General features: G+C 71.8%; 20 protein-coding genes. 14 read left to right on the top strand and 6 right to left on the bottom strand.

Annotation, left to right across the window (positions count from 1 at the left end; all coding sequences use genetic code 11):
• Nucleotides 1–69 precede the first annotated feature (69 nt).
• Complete coding sequence (locus tag BC793_RS25000; RefSeq protein WP_109596280.1) at nucleotides 70–687, top strand: hypothetical protein; 618 nt, start codon at nucleotides 70–72, stop codon at nucleotides 685–687.
• Entirely contained in the window at nucleotides 688–1986 is a 1299-nt protein-coding gene (locus tag BC793_RS24995) for a PLL family lectin (RefSeq protein WP_109596278.1), read from the top strand. It begins immediately after the preceding gene.
• Between the two features lie 190 nt (nucleotides 1987–2176).
• On the opposite strand, the gene BC793_RS24990 is transcribed toward BC793_RS24995, so the two are convergent.
• The 3 genes from BC793_RS24990 to BC793_RS24980 all read right to left on the bottom strand — a co-directional run bounded on the left by BC793_RS24990 (nucleotide 2177) and on the right by BC793_RS24980 (nucleotide 5149).
• Nucleotides 2177–3439 (bottom strand): multidrug effflux MFS transporter, encoded by a 1263-nt coding sequence (locus BC793_RS24990; RefSeq protein ID WP_109596276.1) that lies wholly within the window; start codon nucleotides 3437–3439, stop codon nucleotides 2177–2179.
• A gap of 78 nt (nucleotides 3440–3517) precedes the next feature.
• The gene (locus tag BC793_RS24985; protein WP_109596274.1) at nucleotides 3518–4297 is read right to left on the bottom strand and encodes an inositol monophosphatase family protein; all 780 of its coding nucleotides are present in this window, start codon (nucleotides 4295–4297) and stop codon (nucleotides 3518–3520) included.
• Between the two features lie 684 nt (nucleotides 4298–4981).
• Nucleotides 4982–5149, bottom strand: coding sequence for an NAD(P)-binding protein (locus BC793_RS24980; RefSeq protein WP_203896373.1), 168 nt, complete (start codon nucleotides 5147–5149; stop codon nucleotides 4982–4984).
• A gap of 129 nt (nucleotides 5150–5278) precedes the next feature.
• On the opposite strand from BC793_RS24980, the gene BC793_RS50695 reads away from it, so the two are divergent.
• From BC793_RS50695 to BC793_RS24970, 3 genes are all read left to right on the top strand, one after another.
• The gene (locus BC793_RS50695) at nucleotides 5279–5518 is read left to right on the top strand and encodes a hypothetical protein (protein ID WP_203896374.1); all 240 of its coding nucleotides are present in this window, start codon (nucleotides 5279–5281) and stop codon (nucleotides 5516–5518) included.
• On the top strand, nucleotides 5500–6381 hold the full coding sequence (locus BC793_RS24975; protein ID WP_211340647.1) for a helix-turn-helix domain-containing protein: 882 nt from the start codon (nucleotides 5500–5502) through the stop codon (nucleotides 6379–6381). The genes BC793_RS50695 and BC793_RS24975 overlap by 19 nt, the downstream gene beginning before the upstream one ends.
• A 102-nt stretch (nucleotides 6382–6483) precedes the next feature.
• On the top strand, nucleotides 6484–7959 hold the full coding sequence (locus BC793_RS24970) for an MFS transporter (protein WP_239170328.1): 1476 nt from the start codon (nucleotides 6484–6486) through the stop codon (nucleotides 7957–7959).
• A 75-nt stretch (nucleotides 7960–8034) separates the two neighbouring features.
• Here the strand turns inward: BC793_RS24970 and BC793_RS24965 are convergent, their stop codons facing one another.
• The 3 genes from BC793_RS24965 to BC793_RS24955 are packed head-to-tail and all read right to left on the bottom strand — an operon-like array spanning nucleotide 8035 to nucleotide 10263.
• Nucleotides 8035–8475: a GNAT family N-acetyltransferase gene (locus tag BC793_RS24965; RefSeq protein ID WP_109596270.1), complete on the bottom strand. Its 441-nt coding sequence runs from the start codon at nucleotides 8473–8475 to the stop codon at nucleotides 8035–8037.
• A gap of 21 nt (nucleotides 8476–8496) precedes the next feature.
• On the bottom strand, nucleotides 8497–9069 hold the full coding sequence (locus tag BC793_RS24960) for an HD domain-containing protein (RefSeq protein ID WP_109596268.1): 573 nt from the start codon (nucleotides 9067–9069) through the stop codon (nucleotides 8497–8499).
• Between the two features lie 6 nt (nucleotides 9070–9075).
• Entirely contained in the window at nucleotides 9076–10263 is a 1188-nt protein-coding gene (locus BC793_RS24955) for a cytochrome P450 (RefSeq protein ID WP_109596447.1), read from the bottom strand.
• Between the two features lie 325 nt (nucleotides 10264–10588).
• Between BC793_RS24955 and BC793_RS24950 the strand changes: the two genes are divergently transcribed.
• The 9 genes from BC793_RS24950 (at nucleotide 10589) to BC793_RS24910 (ending at nucleotide 21403) form a co-directional block, all read left to right on the top strand.
• Entirely contained in the window at nucleotides 10589–12166 is a 1578-nt protein-coding gene (locus BC793_RS24950) for a fatty acyl-AMP ligase (protein WP_158319351.1), read from the top strand.
• Nucleotides 12163–12462 (top strand): LysM peptidoglycan-binding domain-containing protein, encoded by a 300-nt coding sequence (locus tag BC793_RS24945; RefSeq protein ID WP_109596264.1) that lies wholly within the window; start codon nucleotides 12163–12165, stop codon nucleotides 12460–12462. Before BC793_RS24950 ends, BC793_RS24945 begins: the two co-directional genes overlap by 4 nt.
• Complete coding sequence (locus BC793_RS24940) at nucleotides 12459–12722, top strand: acyl carrier protein (protein WP_109596262.1); 264 nt, start codon at nucleotides 12459–12461, stop codon at nucleotides 12720–12722. Before BC793_RS24945 ends, BC793_RS24940 begins: the two co-directional genes overlap by 4 nt.
• Before the next feature lie 17 nt (nucleotides 12723–12739).
• Nucleotides 12740–14101 carry a B12-binding domain-containing radical SAM protein gene (locus BC793_RS24935; RefSeq protein WP_109596260.1) on the top strand — a complete coding sequence of 454 codons (1362 nt, stop codon included), beginning with the start codon at nucleotides 12740–12742 and terminating at the stop codon, nucleotides 14099–14101.
• Complete coding sequence (locus BC793_RS24930; RefSeq protein WP_158319350.1) at nucleotides 14098–14838, top strand: SDR family NAD(P)-dependent oxidoreductase; 741 nt, start codon at nucleotides 14098–14100, stop codon at nucleotides 14836–14838. Before BC793_RS24935 ends, BC793_RS24930 begins: the two co-directional genes overlap by 4 nt.
• Nucleotides 14831–17101: a molybdopterin oxidoreductase family protein gene (locus tag BC793_RS24925; protein ID WP_146246430.1), complete on the top strand. Its 2271-nt coding sequence runs from the start codon at nucleotides 14831–14833 to the stop codon at nucleotides 17099–17101. Before BC793_RS24930 ends, BC793_RS24925 begins: the two co-directional genes overlap by 8 nt.
• Entirely contained in the window at nucleotides 17098–18021 is a 924-nt protein-coding gene (locus tag BC793_RS24920) for an alpha/beta hydrolase (RefSeq protein WP_109596254.1), read from the top strand. The genes BC793_RS24925 and BC793_RS24920 overlap by 4 nt, the downstream gene beginning before the upstream one ends.
• Complete coding sequence (locus BC793_RS24915) at nucleotides 17999–18910, top strand: hotdog family protein (RefSeq protein ID WP_109596252.1); 912 nt, start codon at nucleotides 17999–18001, stop codon at nucleotides 18908–18910. The genes BC793_RS24920 and BC793_RS24915 overlap by 23 nt, the downstream gene beginning before the upstream one ends.
• Nucleotides 18911–19024: 114 nt before the next feature.
• Complete coding sequence (locus tag BC793_RS24910; RefSeq protein ID WP_158319349.1) at nucleotides 19025–21403, top strand: SDR family NAD(P)-dependent oxidoreductase; 2379 nt, start codon at nucleotides 19025–19027, stop codon at nucleotides 21401–21403.
• Nucleotides 21404–21430: the final 27 nt, after the last annotated feature.

Below are 21430 nucleotides of genomic sequence, written 5' to 3'. Positions count from 1 at the left end.
AGTCTGCTGCATATCCCGCGCCGGCTGCTCCGGCGGTGATGTTCCGACCGGCGTCTATATCATCCGCGGATGATCAATCGGGGTTCCGGCGCCGCCGTCGCGGCGGCGCTGGTATGCGGCATTTCACTGGTCGCGGTGGCGCCGTCCGCGGCGACAGCGGCCACTGCGGACCACTCCATCCTGGTCGGCGACCAGGCCACCAACAAGATCTATCGGCTGAACCCGGCGACATCGGCGTGGGACTCCTGGACGTGGGCGCCGACCACGGCCCTGGGCTACACGTCGCCGGCCGAGACCGGCGGGTTCAACGGCGGCAACGACTTCCGGGTCCGCACCACCACGTCCGGGCTCCAGCGGCTCGTCGTGGCGGACGGCGCCGGGCTCGCGACGGTGGCGACCTATCCGGCCGGCGAGCGGGTGTGGGCGGTCAAGGTGCCCGCCGCCGACAACCTGCATTCGATCGAACTGCTGCCGGACGGCAACGTCGCGATCGCCGCCACCGGCACCGCAGCGGGCACCGGTGGCGACTACGTCCGCGTGTACTCGACCTCCACCGGCGCGACGGCGACGTTCCCGCTGGAGACGGCCCATGCGGTGCTCTGGGATCCGGGAATCCGGCGGCTGTGGGTGGCCGGCTCACCGAACGACGGGACGGCCGCGGAGTCCCAGGTCCTCAAGGCGCTCTAGGTGACCGGGCCGGCGACGGCTCCGGGCCTGCGCGAGGACCCGGCCCGGACCCAGGTGATCAGCCTGGCCACCGGCACCGGCGGCGACGACGTGCACGACGTCGCCGCCGACCACACCCACCCGGACAGGCTGTGGATCACCACGAATCGGTACGTCTACACGTACGACAAGGTCACCAGGCAGCTGGCCCGCGCCGCCGCCGGAATCGACCGGGGCGCGGTGAAGTCGATCAGTTCGCAGCCGTCCGGGCAGCTGATCCAGACCCAGGCGGACAGATACCGCACCACGCCCGGGGCCTGCGGCACCGTCAACGGGTGGTGCACCGAGACGGTCGACTTCGTCAACCCGGCGAAGTCGGTGACCCGGGCGGGGGCGCAGTTCTACAAGGCCCGGACGGCGAGCCCGTACTACGGCGTCGAGGACACCGCCCAGCGTGGCCGGACGTTCGACACGGTCGGCGGCACCACCACCCGGATCGACGGCAACGCGGCGACCGGGCAGATCGCCGCCACCGCCGGACCGGACGGGAGGCAGCACGTGCTCACCCTGATCCCGGGTAGCGGAATGTGGTCCCGCAGCCGCAGCGCGACCGGCGGGTGGGAGACCACCGCCACCAGGGTCGACCACAGCACGCAGATCACCGACGCGGCGATCGCCGCCGACCCGGACGGCGACCTGCACGCCTTCACCCTCATCCCGGGCAGTGGCGTCTGGCACCGGGTCCGGCCGCTGAACCAGGCCTGGCCCGTCACCTCCGAGAAGGTCGACTCCAGTACGGACGTGACCTCCATCGCGGCGGTCGTCCATCCGGGGACGAAACGGCTGCATCTGCTGCTGGCCGGTTCGGGCGGTGTCCGGGACCGGGTGGCCACCGCGGCCGGTGACTGGACCGCCGCGGTCACGACGGTCGACACGAACGCCACCGTCGCCGACGTGGCCGCCGCCGCTCTGCCGAACGGCAGCCTGCACCTTTTCACGGTGACCGCCTGGGGCGCCGTGAACCACCGCACCGGCACCGACTCCGGGTGGTCCGCCGGCGCCTCAGAGGTACCGGGCGGCGGCGAGATCCCGGCGACCGGCCAGGTCCGGGGGCTGGCCGCGGCGGGCTGGCCCACCACCCAGCTCGACCTGGTCACGCTCCGTGCCGGGCTGGGCCTATGGAAGCAGACCTGGACCGGCGCCTCCTGGCCGGTTCCGGCATCCCTCGATCCGACACCGGGAGCCATTCAGGTGTACGCGGCGCGGCTCACCGACAACACCCTGCACACCGGCACGATCGTGGAGTTCTCCCAGCCGTGACCGATTCGGCCGTGTCCCGCCGTCGGCATCGGCGGGGCACGGCCGGCACGGTCCACGGGACCGGCCCGCGACCGTGCCGCACCCCGGTCACGCCATCCGGCCGGGCGGGGCGGAAGCGGGCCCACGTGCAGCGGCCGCGTCGTGACAGCGGGCCCCGCCCGCCGGCGAGAGGCCGGGTGCCGGGCAGTGGTCAGTGGGCGACCGCGACCGCGGGGGCCGGCTGGTGGGCGGGCAGCCGGTGCGGCTGGACCACCAGGAAACAGACCAGGGTGGCCGACAGCATGCCGCCGAAGACGACCACGGCCATCGCCACCTCGCCGACGCCGAGCACGCCGACCAGCGGGGCGGCCAGGGCGCCGACACCGAACTGGACCGCGCCCAGCAGAGCGGCAGCGGTACCGGCGGCCTCGCCGTGACGGGACAGCGCCAGAGCCGGGGCGTTCGGCATGGCCAGGCCGACCATGGCCAGCACCAGCCACAACGGGATCAGGATGCCGATCAGACCACCGACGCCGGTGCTCGCCAGGATCAGGAACGCCAGGCCGAACACCAGCCCGGCCACCAGTGCGGCACTCATGATCTGCTGCGGTGACCAGCGGCGCAGCAGCCGGACGTTGAACTGGGTGGCACCGATCAGACCGACCGCACCGCCCGCGAAGACCAGGGCGAACTGCTGCTCGCTCATCCCGTACCCGTCCTGGAAGACGTAGGACGATCCGCTCACATAGGCGAACAGCGCCGCCATCGCCAGGCCCGCCACCAGGATCAGGCCCACATACACCCGGTCGGTGAGCAACCGGCCGTAGTCGCGGAGGGTACCCCGCACTCCCCCGCTGCGGCGTGCCGCCGGCGGCAGGGTCTCCGGCAGCACCAGCGCGGACACCGCACTGATCGTGACCGCGACGACGGTCAGCACCACGAACACGCCGCGCCACGACGTCCAGTTCAGGACCAGGCCGCCGACGGTCGGGGCGAGAATCGGCGCGACACCGACGACGAGCATCAGCCGGGAGAACAGCCGGGCCGCGGCGTTGTCGGTGAACAGGTCACGCACCATCGCCATGGCGACGACGGCGGCGGCCGCGGCACCGAGACCCTGCAACACCCGCAGCGCGCCGAGCACGGCCACGTTGGGCGCGATCACGCAGAAGACCGAGGCGAGCATGTGCACCGCGATACCGGCGAGCAGCGGCCACCGTCGCCCGAACGCGTCGGACAACGGGCCGACCAGCAGCTGGCCGAACGCCAGGCCGACCAGCGTGCCGGTCAGCGTGAGCTGCACGGCGGCGGCGCTGGTCTGCAGATCGGTGGTGATCGCCGGCAGCGACGGAAGGTACATGTCGATGGTGAGCGGCCCGAGCGCGGTCAGCAGACCGAGCACGAGAACGATCCGGAAACGCCGCCCGGCCGGGAGCAGCTCTCCGGGCGAGAGGTCGTCGACGGGCGGGGTCATGGTGCGAGTTGAAGCCACCTCAGCGACAAGGAGGCCCGCACCGGGGTTCTTCCGGTCTCGCCCGGATGGTAACGCTGCTCACAGATCGGCGGCGCGGACCTTCGCGGCGAGTTCCGGCCACAGCGATGGAGCAGCACCGATGGTCAGTTCGGTGGAGAAGTCGGGGCCGCGCCCGCCGAGGGTCACCCCCGCCTCCCGGGCGATGAGCGCACCGGCGGCGATGTCCCAGAGCTTGGTGTCCAGGGCCAGGCCGCCGTCGAGCCGGCCGGCGGCCTGATAGACCAGATTCAGCGCGGCCGGGATCCGCCGGATGTCACCGCAGAGCGGCAGCAACTCGCGCAGCACCCGGCCGGCCCGCTGCTTGGTCTGCGGGTTGGGCTGGAAACTGACGCCGATCAGCGCCTCGGCCAAGGGCGGACCGCTCGACCCGGTGAGCGGCTCCCCGTTGAGGAGGGCGCCGCCGGTGTCGATCGCGCTGAACGTCTCACCGGCGGCCGGGTCGTGCACGACCGCCATCCGCGGTCGGTCGCCCTGGTAGAGCGCGATGCACACCGACCACGGCCCGGTCCGGCTCACATAGTTGCGGGTGCCGTCGAGCGGATCGATGATCCAGGTCCAGCCGCTGCCGCCGGCCCGGCCGTGCCCCTCCTCGGCCTGGGTGGCGTCCTCCGGCCAGGCCTCGTGGATCGCCTCCACGATCAGCCGCTCGCTGGCGATGTCGACGTCGGAGACGACATCGTTGGCGTGCGCCTTGGGAGCACCCATGCGCAGCGTGTCACGGCGCTCGATCTGCAACCGCCCGGCACGAACGGCCAGACCGGCGGCAAGCTCCCGAGCGGCCTCAAGATCTCGTTTCATCACCGCCCAGGCTATCCGCCCACCCCGCCCCCTCGTCCTCCGCGGTCAGAGCCGCACCGTCCCCCCGCAACCCCGGCTGGCCCCCACCGCTGCCTCAGAAGCCCCGAAACAACGGTGACAACCAGCCAGACCTCCCCGGCTGGTCCCCACCGCTGCCTCAGAAGCCCCGAAACAACGGTGACAACCAGCCAGACCTCCCCGGCTGGTCCCCACCGCTGCTTCGGGAGCCGGGAGACAACGGTGACAGCCAGCCAGACCTCCCCGGCTGGTCCCCACCGCTGCTTCGGGAGCCGGGAGACAACGGTGACAGCCAGCCAGGCCTCCCCGGCTGGTCCCCACCGCTGCTTCGGGAGCCGGGAGACAACGGTGACAGCCAGCCAGGCCTCCCCGGCTGGTCCCCACCGCTGCTTCGGGAGCCGGGAGACAACGGTGACAGCCAGCCAGGCCTCCCCGGCTGGTCCCCACCGCTGCTTCGGGAGCCGGGAGACAACGGTGACAGCCAGCCAGGCCTTCCCGGCTGGTCCCCACCGCTGCTTCGGGAGCCGGGAGACAGCGGTGACAGCCAGCCGGGCGTTACGGCGGCCGCTGTCATGCACCGGAGGGCGGCCGTTCGGCGGGGGCTACGCCCGTGGCCGCGTGTCCGGACGGCGCGCGAGGCACGACGGCCGGTGATCGCAGGTCGTGTCACCGGCGGCCCCTGCTGGTGTTGAGGTGCAGGGAGGCGTACGCGTCGGTCCACAGGCCGCCGGGCCGGTCGCGCTGTTCGTAGCCGACGGCCTCGCAGCCGGTGTCGAGCAGGGCCTTGAGCGTGGCGAGTCCGGCCGCTCCGGCGCCGATCACGGCGACACGCATGGAACTCTCCCACCGACGTTGTAGCGCTGGCCAAACCGTAGGCCCCGGCAACCGGCCTGAACATGGCGTACGGCACGCCGTTTCGCGCTGTGGTTGTGGGCCACCACAACGGCACGGCAGCATGGCGGCATGAATCGTCGCGACGACTGGACCGCCGTGGTCGACCTGATCGAACGCGTGATGGGCGACGAGGATCTGCTGCCGTCGGTGATCTCCGGGGTGCGCGCGACGGTTCGGGAGGTGGCGGTCCTGCCGCCGTCGGACATCGCCGGGCACACCCGGGCGCTGCTCACCGCGGCGACCCGGGCCCTGGCCGACCGGCGCGGTCCGACCGGGGCCAGTTGTCGTTCGTGGAGGAACTGGGCGTGACCCGGGCCCGGCAGGGGGTGCCGATCGAGGCGGTGCTGGGCGCCATCCACGTCGCCGAGCGGGCGATCTGGGCGCGGGCGCGGGAGATGGGCCGGGCCGAGGGGGTCAGCGCCGAGCGGCTGCTGGACGCCCGGGAGCTGTACGACGACTGGGCCGACGCGGTCCGGGGCCGGCTGATCTCGGCGCACCGGGCCACGAAGACGCCGGCCGATCCACGGGCGGGCAGCCGGGACGCGGCGATCCTGCGGCGGCTGTTGCAGGGCGGTTCGGCGGCGGCGCTGGCGGTCGCCGAGGCGGGTCTGCCGGCCGACGACGGCCTGTGGGTGCTGGTGGCCCGGCCCGGGTTCGACGAGCGGGCGTTGCGGGAGCAGCCGCCGGTGGTGTGCACGATCGTCGACGACCTGTTCGTCGGGGTGCTGTCCCGGGCGCCGTCGGTGCCGGCGACCGCCGGGCTGGCCGGCCCGGCCGCACCGGACGAGATGGCGCCGGTGCGGCGGCTCGCCCTGGCCGCCCTGATCACCGCCGAGTCGACCGGGCGTACCGGGGTGGTGCACATCGCCGACGTGGCGTGGCAGGCGGCGCTGACCGCCCGGGCCGACCTGGCGGCGGCGCTGCTCGACCGGCACCGGCACGCGTGGGCGAATCTCGGGCCGAACGCCGAACCGGTCGCGCACGCCGTGCTGGCCTGGCTGGAGAGCGACCGGGACGTCACCGTCGCCGGTGGACGACTGTTCGTGCACCCGAACACGGTCCGCAACCGGGTGCGCCGGTTCACCGAGGTGACCGGCATCGACCCGGCCGGCACGTTCGGTGCCGTGAACGCCTGGTGGCTGTGCCGCACCTGGCTGCGCGAAGCGACCTGAGCGAAGCGAACAACCTGAGCGAAGCGAACAACCTGAGCCGAAACGAACGACCTGAGCCGAAACGAACGACCTGAGCAAGACGAACGACCTGAGGGGATTCACGTGCTGGAATACCGATCGGCGGCCGGGCGGTGGGTGCTGCTGGCCACCGTGCTGGGCTCCAGCCTCGCCTTCATCGACGCGACCGTGGTCAACATCGCGCTGTCGGAGATCGGGCGGGAACTCGGGGCGGACAGTGCCGGCCTGCAGTGGACGGTCAACGGCTACGCCCTCAGCCTGGCCTCGCTGGTGCTGCTCGGCGGCTCGCTCAGCGACCGGTTCGGCCGCCGCCGCGTGTTCCTCGGCGGTGTCGCCTGGTTCGCGGTCGCGTCGCTGCTGTGCGGGCTGGCGCCGACCGTCGAGCTGCTGATCGCGGCGCGCATCCTCCAGGGCATCGGCGGTGCCCTGCTGACCCCGGGGGCGCTGGCGATCCTGGAGGCGTCGTTCACCCGCGAGGACCGGCCGAAGGCGATCGGGGCGTGGTCCGGGCTCGCCGGCATCGGCGGTGCGCTCGGACCGTTCCTGGGCGGGTGGCTGGTGCAGAGCGGCAGCTGGCGGCTGATCTTCCTGATCAACGTGCCGGTGGCGGCGGTCGTACTGTGGGTGGCCTGGCGGCACGTACCCGAGTCCCGCAATCCGTCGGCGGCCCGGACGTTCGACGTCGCCGGGCTGCTGCTCGGGGCGGCCGGGCTGGGCGGGCTGACCTACGGGTTCACCGCCTGGCCGGAGCACGGGCCGGGCGATCCGGTGGTGCTGGCGTCACTGGCCGCCGGGGTGGCCGGGATGGTCACGTTCGTGCTGGTCGAGCGCCGCTCGGCCCATCCGATGCTGCCGTTGCGGATCTTCCGGTCCCGGGCCTTCCGCGGGGCCAACCTGGTGACCTTCCTGGTGTACGCGGCCAACGGCGGCGTGTTCCTGCTGGTGGTGGTCAACCTTCAGGTCGTGGCCGGGTTCTCGCCGCTGGCCAGTGGGGTCGCGCTGCTGCCGGTCACGGTGCTGATGCTGCTGCTGTCGGCGCGGGCGGGTGCTCTCGGGCAGCGGATCGGGCCGCGGATCCCGATGACGGCCGGGCCGCTGGTCTGTGCGGCGGCACTGGCCTGGCTGTCCCGGATCGGCGCGGGCGCCTCCTACACCGCCGACGTGCTGCCGCCGGTGATCCTGTTCGGGCTGGGGCTGTGCCTGCTGGTAGCGCCGCTGACCGCCACGGCGCTCGGCGCGCTCGACGACTCGTACGCGGGCATCGCCTCCGGGGTGAACAACGCGGTGGCCCGGGCGGCGGGCCTGCTCGCCGTGGCGGTCCTGCCGCTGGCCGCCGGGCTGGGGTCGGGCAGCCTCACCGATCCGGGGGCGCTGGCGCCGGTCTACCGGACCGCGATGCTGGTGTGTGCGGGGTTGATGACCGCCGGTGGCGTGCTGGCGTGGTTGCTGATCCCGGACCGGCTGAGCGCGCACACCCCGGTGAAGACATTCTGCGACCCGTGCAGCCCACCGGTGCACCCGGCGGACACCGCGGACGCCGACCGGTCCGGCTCCCGGTAGCGGCCGGGCTCAGGCGCCCTGGAGCGGCAGCACGAAACGGCGGGAGGTCTCCCCGTAGCGGCCGGGGGGCCCGGCTCAGGCTCCCTGCAGCGGCAGGACGAAACGGCGGGAGGTCTCCCGGCTGTCGGTGAAACCGAGGCTCTCGTAGAACAGGTGCGCCGACTGCCGGTGGTTGCTGCTGTTGACCTCGACGAACAGGCAGCCCGCCGACCGGGCCCGCTGCTCGGTGGCGCCGATCAGCATGCGGCCGACACCGCGGCCGCGGACCGCCTCGTCGACGACCAGCGCGGCCAGGCGCCCGAACTTGCCGGTCACCTCCAGCAGCGGGGTGATGTGCAGGGCGGCCATGCCGACCAGGTTGCCGTCGTCGTCCGCGCCGAGCAGGGCACCGGCCCGGTCACCCAGCCAGTAGTCGAGGCGCTGGCGTACCTCCCGCTCGGTCGACGGGAAGCCGAGCTGGTCGAGCAGGACGGCGAGACGGGCCGCGTCGCCGTGGTGGATCGGCCGGATGTGCATCCCACGACCATAAGGCGGTGATCAGCCGGATACGGTCCGGGGCCACCAGTCGTCCGGGCCGGTGGCGCGGATCTCGGCCAGCAGGCTCCGGCCGGCGTCGGTGGTGACCGACGCCGCCAGGTAGTCCTCCCAGCGCCGGCACAGCTCCGGCCGGTCGGCGAGGCTCTCGCGCACGTGCAGCAGCGAATCCAGGACGTCGGCGTCGCGGGCCAGGCGGGCCTCCTCGGTGTCCTGGTCGAGCCACTGGGCGGCACGCGCGCGGATCAGGTCACGGACCGGCGCGGGCAGCCCGGCGGTCTGGTCGTCGATCACCCGGCGGAACGGTTTCGGCTCGTCCAGGTAGCGGCGGGTCCGGTGGTGCATGTCGCCGAGCCGGGTTTCCGGCAGGTCGTGCAGCAGGGCGAGGGCGGCGGTCCGGTCCGGGTCGGCGCCGGCCGTCACGGCCAGCGTCATGGCGATCACCGCGGTGCGGAACACATGGTCGGCGACCGACTCCCGGTTCGCGATGCGGGCCAGAGCCCATCCGGTACGCGCGGTGCGTTTCAGGACGCCCACCTCGTACAGGAAATCCGCGGTGTTGATCTGCTCGGGCATCGGCGGTCAGCTCGTGGTGACCGGTAGTTCGGCGTAGCCGCGCAGGACCAGACGGTCGCGCAGCCGGGGCTCACCGGCGAGGGCGAGCCGGGGCAGCATGGTGAGCAGCAGCGGGAACGCGACCTGCGCCTCCAGCCGGGCCAGCGGTGCGCCGAGGCAGTAGTGGGCGCCGCCGCCGAACGAGACGGGCTGGATGTTGGGCCGGTCCGGGTCGAAGCGGTGCGGGTCCTGATAGCGGTCCGGGTCGCGGTTGGCCGAGCCGAGCAGCAGGTTCACGTCGGCGCCGGCCGGCAGGTGGAGGCCGTCGCCGAGGTCGAGGGGTTCGGAGGTGTAGCGGGCGGCCATCTGCACCGGCGAGTCCCAGCGCAGGATCTCCTCGACGAAGGCGGGTGCCAGCTCCGGGTCGGCGCGCAGCCGGTCGGCCTGGGCGGGCTGGTCCAGCAGCAGGTGCAGGCCGGTGCCGAGCAGGTTGGTGGTGGTCTCGAAGCCGGCGACCAGCATCAGCACCAGGTTGGCCAGCAGCTCCTGCCCGGTCAGCCCGGAGCCGCCGGCGACCAGCGCGCTGGTCAGGTCGTTGCGGGGCTGCTTCTGCCGCTCGGCGATCAGGCCGATGAAGTAGTCCTCGAGCTCGCGCCCGGCGGCGTCGGCCCGCGCCATCTCGTCCGCGGTGCTGATCGGCTCCAGGACCACGGTCAGGTCGGCGGCCTGCTCACGGAACCAGGTGCGGTCGGTGTCCGGCACGCCGAGCAGGGCGCAGATCACCGCGATCGGCAGCGGATAGGCGAAGGCGCTGACGAAGTCGGTGCGCTCCGGCATCGCCTTGATCAGGTCGGTGGCCTGGTCGGTGATCATGTCGCGCATCGCGGCGACCCGGCGTGCGGTGAACGTGGCTGCCGCGGCCCGGCGCAGCCGGGTGTGGTCGGGCGGGTTGGTCAGCAGCATCGACCCGACGATCGAGGCGACCCCGCGGTTGGCCCGCCAGTCCGGCCAGAAGGTGTCGTAGACGGCGGCGTCCGCGACCCGCACGCCGGGGTCGCGCAGCAGGCGGCCGGTGATCGCATGGGTGGTGACGAACCAGCGCCCGTCCAGGGCCGGAAACAGCGGCGCGTGCTCGCGCAGGACGTCGTACGCCGGATACGGATCCCGGCGTCCCTCCGGTGAGAACAGTGATCCCAGCGCCGTCTCGAAGTCCATCCCGTCACTGAACCACACGCTGCCGACAGGGGCGGGCGGCGGGCTCCGGCCCACCGTGATCATTTACCGTGATCAACAGATAATGCCTGCTGGCACGCCTTTTGTGCCACCGGCATTGCGGCCTTGTAACCACCCGATTACTGATATAGCATCGTCGATGGTCGGCCACTGGCAATGGTGCCACGGAACTGTTGGGCCGACAGGGGAACGGTGCTTTCTCACCGCCCCGCATCGGTGAGCACGGGGCCACCATGCGCGCAGACGGATCCTGCCGCGGCGCCTGCTTTCAACAACCGCACGCAGGCAACGGCTGACGGGGATTGCTGTGTCTCACGGGCGATCTTTCGCGCACCTTCTGCGCGAACTCTCCGTTCCGGACCGAGGATTCACATTCCTCAGCGGAAATGAAAGAACATTCTTTTCGTACGCCGACGTCAACCGCATCACCGCAGATCTGGCGACCCGCTGGGCAGGACTCGGAATACGTTCCGGCGACCGTGTCGCACTCCTGCTCAACGACGAATCAGAATTCGTCCTCGCCATTCTCGCCGCGTTACGTGCCGGAGTCGTGCCGGTGCCGTATCCCGCTCCCTCACCGGGCGGCCGCCACGCGGCATACGTCGACGGCCTGACCCGCATCTGCACCACCGCCGAGGTCCGCCTGTGCCTGGCCGGCCAGACCGTCGCGCACCTGCTCGCCGACGCCGCCCTGCCCGCACCGCTGGCCACCTTCGACACCCTCACCACCGCCGAGCCGGGGCCACACGCCGAACCACACCCCGACGACCCGGCGTTCATCCAGTTCACCAGCGGCAGCACCGGCCACCCCAAAGGCGTCGTGGTGAGCCACCGCGCCCTGCTGACCCACAGCGCCGCCATGATCGAGGCGATCGACCTGCACGCCGACCGCGACCGCGGGGTCAGCTGGCTACCGCTCTACCACGACATGGGACTGATCGGGAAGGTCTTCGTCGCGGTCGCCTCACAGACCTCGGTCTGGTACCTCTCGCCGCAACGGTTCGTCCGCGACCCCGCCGGATTCCTGCGCCTGCTCACCGAAGTGCGCGGCACGATCGCGTACGCACCGAACTTCGCCTACGCGATGCTGGCACAACGGGCCACACCGGAGCTCCTGGACGAGCTGGACCTCTCCGCCTGGCGGGTCGCCGGCTGCGGCGCCGAACCGGTCCGCCCCGGCACCCTCCGCGCGTTCGCCCGCGCCTACGCCCCCGCCGGCTTCCGCGCCTCCCAACTGACCCCCTGCTACGGCCTGGCCGAGGCCACCCTGGCCGTCACCACCCGGCGGCCCGGCGAAGGCCTGCGGACCCTGCGCCGCGACGACGTCGAACTCACCTCCACCGGCCGCCCGATGCCCGGCACCGAGGTCCGGATCGTGGACGACGAGATCCTGGTCCGCTGCGGCCACCTCGCCACCGGCTACCACGGCGACCCCGCGGCCACCGCCCACACCTGGCGCGACGGCTGGCTGCACACCGGCGACACCGGCTTCCTCGACGACGGCGAACTGTACGTGACCGGCCGGCTCAAAGACCTGATCATCGTGAACGGCCGCAACTACCACCCGCACGACATCGAGGAGACCGTCGAACGCGTCGACGGCGTCCGGCCGGGCGGAGTCGCCGCCTTCGCCACCGCCGGAGAACACTCCGAGGCGGTGCACGTCCTGGTCGAGGCGATCCGCTACCCGGCGACGACCGACCTGCCGGACCGGGTCGCCGAGGCCGTCCGCTCCCGCTTCGCACTGCCGGTGCACGGCGTCACCGTCGTACGCCGCGGCGCCGTACCCAAGACCAGCTCCGGCAAGGTCCGCCGGCGACTGGCCGCCCACCTCTACCGCAGCGGCACCCTCACCGCACACCTGCCGGGGAAGGACAAGTCATGAGCACAACCGGGCCGGTGATCGGCCAGCCCTACACCATCCGGGACGGCGACACGATCACCGAGATCGCCTACGTGGCCTACGGCGACGCACGCCGCTACCTGGAGTTGGTGGCCCACAACAGCGGCGTACCCGGCTTCAACCCGGCCCGCCTCACCCCGGGCCTGGTCATCGACGTCCCCGAACCCGACTACCTGCCGCTACCCGGCGGCATCGGCGGCTTCCGGGCCAGCGCCGGGCGCTCGTTCCGCGTCACCCCCGTCCAGCACACCCCCGACCCGAGCGAGGCGACCCGATGACCGACACCACACTGCTCGAGGAACCGTTCCTCACCATCCAGCGCATCATCGCCCAGGTCGCCAAGACGTCCCCACAGGCCGTGGTACTCGAGAACCCGGTCACCGGCATCACCAACGTCGACTCGATCGTGATGCTGGAGATCGTCGCCCGGGTCGAACTGGAACTGGACATCGAGATCGACGAGGAACAGCTGTTCGCCATCAGCACGGTCGGTGACTTCGTGGCCGTCTGCCGCGACCTGACCGCCGCCCGCACCTGACCACGGAGGCCGACACCATGGCACGTGCACGCAAGCTGCTCCTGATCTCGCCGCAGGCGACGTTCTTCGGGCGCAACCCCCAGCACCAGCGGTTCAAGCGCGAATCCCGCGAGTTCCAGTTCTTCGACTACACGTGGACCGGCTTCGCCACCGGCCTGGTCATCGTCGGGTCCCTCACCCCACCCGGCTGGGACCTGCACTACATCGACGAGAACATCGAACCCGTCGACTTCGACGAGGACGCCGACCTGGTCGCCCTGACCGGGATGACCGCACAGGCCGACCGGATGTACGAGATCGCCGCCCAGTTCCGGGCCCGCGGCGTCCCCGTCGTCGCCGGCGGACTGCACGCCAACCTGCTGCCGTTCGAGGTGGCCCGCCACGTCGACTCGGTCTGCGTCGGCGAGGCCGAGGCGCTGTGGCCGCAGGTGATCCACGACTTCACCCACGACGGCCTGAAGCCCATGTACCGGCAGACCACCCGCGCCGACCTGAGCGTGGTGCCGCGCCCCGCCTACGAACTGGCCCAGCAGCGCTACTACCCGAGCATCTGGGTGGAGACCTCACGCGGCTGCCCGCACAGCTGCCGATTCTGCGCGGCCACCATCCGCTACCGGGACAAGCTCGGCTACAAGACCGTCGACCAGGTGATCCGCGAGGTCGAGTACGTCCAGGAGCGCTGGGACAACCCGTACGTGCTGTTCTCCGACGACAACTTCGTGGTCGACCGCAACCGGACCAGAGAGCTGCTCAGCCGGCTCGTCCCGCTCGGGATCAAGTGGAGCGGCCAGTCCGACGTGTCGTTCTACAAGGACCCGGAGATCCTCGACCTCATGCACGAGAGCGGCTGCATGACGATGCTGATCGGCTTCGAGAGCGTCTCCACCGAGACCCTGGACGGCATCGACGAGCGGAACTGGAAGTTCCGGAACCTGTCGAAATACGTGGAGGCCGCCAAGACCATCCAGGACCACGGCGTCGGCGTGTACGGGGCGTTCACCCTCGGCCTGGACACCGACACCAAGGACTCCTTCGAGGCGACCGCCCAGTTCGTCAAGGAGAACTACCTGGCCGGCATCCAGGTGTCGTGCTGCACACCGTTCCCCGGCACCCCGCTGCGCGACGACATGGAACGCGAGAACCGCATCCTGCCGGACAAGTCATGGTCCTACTACACCGTCTTCGACGCCGTCTACCAGCCGAAACACATGACCCCGGAAGAGCTGGAGGAGGGCGCGCTCAGCGTCTACCGGTCCTTCTACAACCGGGAGTTCTCGCTGCGCAAGACCCGCCACTTCAAGTCCATCTACCGCAACCTGGTGAAGAAGAAGGTGGAACGCGAACAGGCCCTGGCAACCACCGGCCGGAGCATGGTGTGAGGGCCGTCGTCGTCGGGGCCGGTGGGATCGGGGGCGCCGTGGTCCGGGCGCTGCTCGAGCAGGGGCACGAGGTGGTGGTCGGCTGCCACACCGGTAAGGAGGCGGTGGCCGGGCTGCCGGTGGAGACGTTGCCGGTGGACGTGGAGGATCCGGCGTCCTGTGCCGACTTCGTGGCCACCGCGTGGCGGGGTGGGCGGTTCACGGCGGTGGTGAACTGTTTCGGATCGGTGGACGGCGTGCCGTTGCTCCGTAGTGAACCGGGGCAGCTGGACCGTACCGTCGGCTTGAATCTGACCGGGGTCGTCAATGTCTGCCGGGCGTCCGCGTTCCGCCTGATGAAGGCCGGTGGCGGCGCGATCGTCAGCGTGGGGTCGGCGGCGGCGCAGATGGGCGTGCCCGGCCTGTCGGCGTACGCCGCGGCGAAGGCCGGTGTGGCCGCGTTCAGTCGCAGCCTGGCCGCCGAACTGGCGCCCTACCGGGTCACCTGCAACACCGTGTCGCCGGGGTTCGTCGACTCCGGCCCGACCGCGCAGCGCCCGGCCGAGTGGCGGGAGGCGGTGACGCGGCACATTCCGGCCGGCCGGCTGGGCACTCCGGAGGAGGTGGCGGCGCTGGTGGCGTTCCTGGTCTCCCCCGCGGCCGCCTATGTGACGGGTCAGGAGTTCGTGGTGGACGGTGGTTGGACGCTGGGCACCGCCGCGCTCGGGCGTGACCTTGCCGGGGTGCCGCATGGATGACGGGTCGCGCCGGTCGCTGTGCACGTTCTGCGGCGTGGTGGATCAGGTGACGATCACGGCGGGCGGGAAGGTGCGTGGCACCGGCAGTGCCGGGGTCTGTGTCAAGGGTGCGCACTATTTTCAGCAGCATCTCGGTTCCCGGCCGCAGGACGTGCAGCGGTTCACCAGCCCGATGCTGCGCTCGCCGTACGGGTGGGAGCGGGTGTCCTGGGACTACGCCATCGACATGGCCGCCGACTCGATCCTCGCCGACCGGCAGGACTTCGGGCGTGACTCGCTCGGTTTCTACGGTGTCGGGCAGATGACCACCGAGGCGCTGTGGATCGCCAAGAAGTTCTTCCAGGGTCACCTGGGAACGAACAACATCTGTTCCAACGCCGAGCAGTGCCTGGCCAACAACGCGGGCGGGCACGAGCTGGTGTTCGGCAACGAGGGCCCGTTCTCGTGTTACGACGACTACCGGCATGCCGAGGCGATCTTCTTCTACGGCCACAATCCGGCGGCGAACCATCCGACGATCTTCCAGCGGTACGTGCGGCAGAATCGCGGCGCGGTCAAGGTGGTCGTCGACCCGCGCCGCACCGACACGGTGGACCTGCTGCTGGCCGACGACCCCGGCAACATTCATCTTCCGGTACGCAGCGGAAGTGACGTGCTGCTCAACTGCGGTTTCGCCCGTCACCTGCTGGATTCCGGCGGATGGGACCGCGGCTATGTCGCCCGGCACGCTGATCCGGCGGCCGCGGAGGAGTTCCTGCGGTTCGTGCGGACCGGTCCGTTCTCGGCCGATGAGGTCGTCGCCCGGATCACCCCGCACGGGATGGACCCGGCCGACATGCGCGACCGGTTCCTGCGGGCGGCCGGGCTGTGGGCCCGGGAGCGGGTGGTGTCGACGAGTTCGGTGGGCATCAACCAGACCGTCGGCAGTGCCGGTGTCGCGTCCATCCTGAACCTGCACCTGCTCACCGGGCATCTCGGTGCGCCGGGTCGCGGGCATGTGCGGATGGCCGGGCAGTCCAACGCCTCGGCCGAGTTGGCGATGGGGTATTCGGGGCGGCTGCTGCCGTTCCGGATGCGGGTCACGGAGGAGCAGAACCGGGAGCGGATGGCCGGTATCTGGGGGTTGCCGTCGTGGCGGATCAATCCGGAGCCGGGGCTGCCGGTGGCGTCGTTCGCCACGTCGGAACGGTTGCGGACGCTGTTCGTCTTCGGCACCAACCCGGCCCGTAACTTCCCGAACCTGGCGCGGTGGCGGGAGCGGATGATGGACCTGTGCGTGGTCTACATCGACTCGTACTACAACCCGGAGATCATGGAGTACGCCGACATCGTGCTGCCGTGCCGGACCAAACACGAGACGTCCGGCATCTTCCTCAACGGTGAGCGGCGGCTGCAGTACATGGAGCCGGTCGAGCAGCCGGGGTTCGAGGCGTGGAGTGATGTGCGGATCGTGTGTGAGATCGCGCGTACCATCGCCCGGCGTCTGACCGATGAGCCGCCGCCGGCCGTGCCCGCCGGCGCCGGGGTCGCGGAGATGGTGGCCAAGGGCAACGCCGATCTGGATCCGGTGGCGTTGGACGCGGCGTTCCGTTATCCGGTGGACGAGTACGGGGAGCCGCTGTCGGAGCCGATCTGGGACGAGATCCAGGTGGCGTCGCGGGGCTTCTACAACGAGTTCGCGCACGCCGACGGCCGGCCGATCACGCTCGGCGACATCCGGGCCGGTGAGGGCGCCCAGTGGGCGGGTGAGCGCCGGTACCGTCCGGAGAACGGTGAGCCGCTGTTCTCCGGAGTGCTGGCCGCCCAGCGCCGGCAGGCGACCTTCCACCTGCCGGCCGAGGCGCAGCTGGTGCCGTATCAGGATCGCAACCGTGGCGGGTTCGTGCTGATCACCGGCCGGGGTGCGATGGGCGGCAAGGCGGTGCGCCGCAACAACGTGGCGATGTTCAACTCGTCGACCGCGACGGGTGCCGCGAACTGGCCGGACACCAATTTCGTGTACGTCAACGAGGCCGACGCGGTACGGCTGGGCATCGGGCCGGGGAGCCGGGTGCGGCTGCACAACGAGATCGGGTCGATCGAGTGCCCGGCCGAGGTCAGTGCCGACGTGCCGGCCGGGCATCTGTATCTGTCGTTCCATCCGGACAAGGCCGACACCCATCCGAATCTGCTGACCAGTTCGGACAACATCGACCCGGTCACGTGGCAGCCGTTGCTGAAGGACACCCGGGTCGATCTGACACCGTTGCCGGAGGTGCGGTGATCCGGTCCGCATGGCGCTACCCGGTGGACGTGTTCCGGCGTTTCGTGTGGCCCGCCCGCGGCGCCGACTTCGCCACTCCGGAGGATCACGGGCTGGTCCCGGAGCCGTTCACCGTGACGACCTCCGACGGGCTGCGGATCCGGGGGTGGGTCTTCCTGCCGCCGGGCGCCTGGGGCATGGTGGTGGTGTGCCATGCCCGGAATGCGAGCAAGTCGCGGACACTCTCGCATGCCCGCCTGCTGGTGGATCAGGGGCTGGCCGTGGTCACCTTCGACTTCCGTGGCTGTGGCGAGAGCGCGGCGCCCCGGCGGTGGTGGCGCGACGGACTGTGGGGCCCGTTGAAGGACCTGGACGCGGTGGTGCGGCACGTCAACACCGCCCATCCGGGGTTCGCCGGGCGGGTGGCGCTGCTGGGCTGCTCGTTCGGCGGCAACATGGCGATCGCCCATGCGGGCACGGCGGGCCGGCACTATCCGGCGGTCGTTCTGGACTCGGTTCCGTTGGTCCGCTGGGTGGGGATGCTGGACACGCTGCTGCGCCGGGAACGCCGGGGTGCCCGGTTCCGGCGTACCCGCGCGGTCGCCGACCTGCTGGTGGCCCGGGCCGCCTCGCTGTGGACCCGGGCGGGGCCGCTGTACCGGCATGCCCGGCGGTCGGTGCGGGCGCTGTCGGGGACGCGGGTGCTGCAGATCGTCGGGGCCCGCGACAGTCTGTTCGACGTCGAGGACAGCTGCCGTTTCCTGCGGGAGGACTGTGCCGGCGCGGTGACCGTGTGGCGGGTGCCGGCGGGGCGGCATCTCACCAACCATCTGGCCGACCCGGACGGGTACGCGATCCGGGTGGTCTCCTGCCTGCGGGACGCGTTCGGGGCGGAACAGACGATCAAGGAGGAAGCCAATGACCGGAACACCGTCGGCTGAGCTCGTCGAGGAGTTGCGCGGCGAGCACCGGGTGCTGCTCAACATCCCGGACCTGGATCAGGGTTTCCGGCTCAAGTCCCGGTCGATGCTGTCGGTGGCCGTGCCGATGATGTATGACAGCTTCACCCGGCACGTCGACGTCGCGGGGCTGCGTGCCGCCGGGTTCGGTTCGGTGGTGACCCATGCCGAGTTCGAGCGCCGGCCGGGCCCGCTGGCGGTCGGTGCGGATCTGGACGTCACCGTCGTCACCCGGCATGCCGAGCTGTCCGGGTGGGGGCTGGGTCATCGGCCGTCCCGGCTGGGTTTCGAGTGCCGGTACACGTTCACGTCGCGCCCCGGGACCGGTGACCCGTTCCGCTATCGGGAGACCGTCTCCGACGAGCCGTTCGTCTGCGGTACCGGGCGGTTGCTGCTGACGCTGGTACGCCGCGACGGGCCGCCGGGGCAGCGGATCGTGGCCGAGCCGCTGCCGCAGACCCGGCATCTGGCCGTGCACCTGCTGGACCCGGGGCATCCGGGGGCCGCCGAGCTGGCCGAGCCGCCGGAGGGGGGCCGGGAGGTCGCCGCCGGGGAACGTGCGGGTGTGTTCGGGTTGCAGCACACCGACACCAATCAGATCGTCTTCACCGGCGAGTACCTGAGTCTGCTGGAGGATCACCTGACGGTGCTGGCGGCGCAGGCCGGTCTGCCGGTGGCGAACCAGGCGACCGACCGGGTGACGCTGGCGTTCCGTAATCCGTTCCGGGCCGGTGACGCGTTCACCGTGCGTGGCCGGTTGTGGCGCGACGGCGACCGGGGTACGGCGGTGCTCGGCGTGTACGGCGGGGACGCGGACAAGCCGGGCGTCCTCGGCCGGCTGCACCTGGACGGGCCCACCGCATCAACGTGACGGGTTCGGCGCCGTAGCCCACCGGACGGCCCCGGTCACCCTCCGGGCCGCCCGGCAGGACGGGTGCCGCCCGGCAGGAGCCCGGTCACGCGGTGCATGGCTCACAATGGCGCGGTGGATCGGTGGGCACGGTGGGTTCGGATCGGGCTGGGGATCACCGGGCGCGGGCCCCGGGAGCGGCGGCTGCGCAACGCCGTGGACGGAAAGGTCGTCCTGGTCACCGGGGCGTCGGAGGGCATCGGTGCGGCCACGGCCCGCCGGCTGGCGGCGGCCGGGGCCACCGTGCTGCTGGTGGCGCGCACCGTCGACCGGCTGGAACAGGTCAGGGACGAGATCGTGGCGGCGGGTGGGCGCGCGTTCGTCCATCCGGCTGACCTGTCGTCTCCGGACGCGGCGGCCGCGCTCGCCGCGGACCTGGTGGACCGCCATCGCCGGATCGACGTCGTGGTCAGCAACGCCGGGCGGTCGATCCGGCGGTCGGTCGCGGACACCGCCGACCGGTTCCACGACATCCAGCGGACCCTCGCCGTCAACCATCTCGGGCCGGTCCAGTTGCTGCTGGCGCTGTTGCCGGCGATGCGGGCGGCCGGTGGCGGGCACATCGTCAACGTGTCGACGGCCGGGCTCTCCTCCCGCACGCCGAACTGGTCGGCCTATCTGGCGTCGAAGGCGGCGTTCGACACGTGGCTGCGCTGTGCCGCGGTCGAGTTGCGGCCGGATCGGGTGACGGTCAGCACGGCGTACCTCAACCTGGTCCGCACCCGGATGAGCGCGCCGACCCCGCATTACCGCCGGGCGCCGGCGATGTCGGCGGCCGAGGCCGCGGAGATCGTCTGCCGGTCGGTGGCGCATCACACGAACTGGTGGCCGTGGTGGGCGAAGATCGGCTCGGTGGTCATGGCGGTGGCGCCGCGGACCGTGGAGCGGGGGCTGGCCGCGGGTGTCCGGATGGCCGGCGCCGTCGAACCGCTGCGGGTGCTGGCGGCGACCGGGCTGTGGCGGCCCGGCCGGCTCGTGCGGATCCTGCGTGCCGGCCGCCGGTACGGGCGCAGCCTGGCCACCGCGGTCGCCGCCGGGCCTCCCGACGGGATCGCGCTGATCGACGCGGACGGGCCGATCCGGTATCGGGAGCTGTCCGGGATGGCCGAACGGGTGGCGGCGAACGCCGCCGGGCGGCTCGGGCTGCGGCCCGGCGACCGGGTCGGGCTGGCCTGCGACGGGCACCGCGGGTTCGTGGCGACGGCGGCCGGGCTGGCGCGGCTGGGTGCCGACGTGATCCTGCTGCCGCCGGATCTGCCGGCCGACCGGATGGCCGAGGTGCTCCGCCGCGAACAGGCGAAGGCCCTGATCACCGAACCGGCGGAGACAACCGCGGCAGACACCAACGGACCGGCGCCCGGGACTCCCCCGGCCGATGCCCCGAGCGACGGGAGAGCAACGGCGACTGCGGGCGTACCGACGATGGCTTGGCCGGAATTGATCGGTGCTGCGGCCCCGCTCACCGGCAGGGCCCGGCCCGGCCGCGTGTTCGTACTGACGTCCGGGACGACCGGGGTGCCGCGCAGCGTGTCCCGGCCACTGCCGGTGAGCATGCTGCTCGGGCCGGTCACCACCCACCTGCGGATGACGCCCGTGCGGCGCGGCGAGCCGATCGTCGTGGCGACCCCGCCGCATCACGGCTACGGGCTGACCTATCTGTCCGCCGGTCTCGTCCTGGGCGCTCCGGTGGTGCTGGTGTCCGGAAGTGACCCGGAGCGGATCCTCGGCGCGGTCGCCGCGCATCGGGCCGGGCTGCTGTTCGCTCTGCCGATCCAGCTGCGGCGCATCGTCGAACTGCCGGCATCACGGTGGCCGGACCTCGGTGCGCTGCGCGGCGTCGTCAGCGGCGCGGCGCCGCTGACCGCCGTCCTGTGCGAGCGGCTGCGGGAACGGTTCGGGGAGCGGATCTTCAACATGTACGCGACGACCGAGGCGGGCTGGGCGGCGATGGCGACACCGGCGGACCTGCGGGCGGCGCCGGGCACCGTCGGGCGGGCGCCGCGCGGGATCCGGATCACCATCGCCGGACCGGACGGTACGGGTGTGCCGCCGGGCCGCGTCGGTGAGATCCGGGTACGGGGCTGGCAGTCCGGCGGCGCGTGGCGGGGCACCGGTGATCTGGGGCATCTGGATCCGGCCGGGCGGCTGTTCGTCGACGGCCGGCTCGACGACATGATCGTCTCCGGTGGCGAGAACGTGTATCCGGGGCCGGTCGCCGACGTCCTGACCCGGCACCCGGACGTGACCGACGTGCTGCTGGAGGCCGTTCCCGACACCGAGTTCGGGCAGCGGCTACGGGCGACCGTCGAGGTCCGGCCGGGCAGCGCCCTCACCGCCGGCGAACTCCGCGCGTGGGCGGCCGGCCGGCTGTCCCGGGCGGAACGGCCCCGCGACATCGCCATCGTGGGGCGGCTGCGGCGTACCGCCACCGGCAAACCCGTCCGGGAACGGTGACCGAACGGGTGACCGCACCTGTTCACC

The organism is Actinoplanes xinjiangensis, from assembly GCF_003148685.1.
Classification (GTDB): Bacteria; Actinomycetota; Actinomycetes; order Mycobacteriales; family Micromonosporaceae; genus Actinoplanes; species Actinoplanes xinjiangensis.
This window is presented reverse-complemented; position numbering and strand designations above follow the sequence as displayed.

Excerpts from the sequence above, each read along its gene's own strand:
- BC793_RS25000 (WP_109596280.1), top strand. The coding sequence starts at position 70 with ATGATCAATCGGGGTTCCGGCGCCGCCGTCGCGGCGGCGCTGGTATGC.
- BC793_RS24990 (WP_109596276.1), bottom strand. The coding sequence starts at position 3,439 with ATGACCCCGCCCGTCGACGACCTCTCGCCCGGAGAGCTGCTCCCGGCC.
- BC793_RS24985 (WP_109596274.1), bottom strand. The coding sequence starts at position 4,297 with ATGAAACGAGATCTTGAGGCCGCTCGGGAGCTTGCCGCCGGTCTGGCC.
- BC793_RS24980 (WP_203896373.1), bottom strand. The coding sequence starts at position 5,149 with ATGCGTGTCGCCGTGATCGGCGCCGGAGCGGCCGGACTCGCCACGCTC.
- BC793_RS50695 (WP_203896374.1), top strand. The coding sequence starts at position 5,279 with ATGAATCGTCGCGACGACTGGACCGCCGTGGTCGACCTGATCGAACGC.
- BC793_RS24965 (WP_109596270.1), bottom strand. The coding sequence starts at position 8,475 with ATGCACATCCGGCCGATCCACCACGGCGACGCGGCCCGTCTCGCCGTC.
- BC793_RS24960 (WP_109596268.1), bottom strand. The coding sequence starts at position 9,069 with ATGCCCGAGCAGATCAACACCGCGGATTTCCTGTACGAGGTGGGCGTC.
- BC793_RS24955 (WP_109596447.1), bottom strand. The coding sequence starts at position 10,263 with ATGGACTTCGAGACGGCGCTGGGATCACTGTTCTCACCGGAGGGACGC.
- BC793_RS24945 (WP_109596264.1), top strand. The coding sequence starts at position 12,163 with ATGAGCACAACCGGGCCGGTGATCGGCCAGCCCTACACCATCCGGGAC.
- BC793_RS24940 (WP_109596262.1), top strand. The coding sequence starts at position 12,459 with ATGACCGACACCACACTGCTCGAGGAACCGTTCCTCACCATCCAGCGC.
- BC793_RS24935 (WP_109596260.1), top strand. The coding sequence starts at position 12,740 with ATGGCACGTGCACGCAAGCTGCTCCTGATCTCGCCGCAGGCGACGTTC.
- BC793_RS24925 (WP_146246430.1), top strand. The coding sequence starts at position 14,831 with ATGGATGACGGGTCGCGCCGGTCGCTGTGCACGTTCTGCGGCGTGGTG.
- BC793_RS24915 (WP_109596252.1), top strand. The coding sequence starts at position 17,999 with ATGACCGGAACACCGTCGGCTGAGCTCGTCGAGGAGTTGCGCGGCGAG.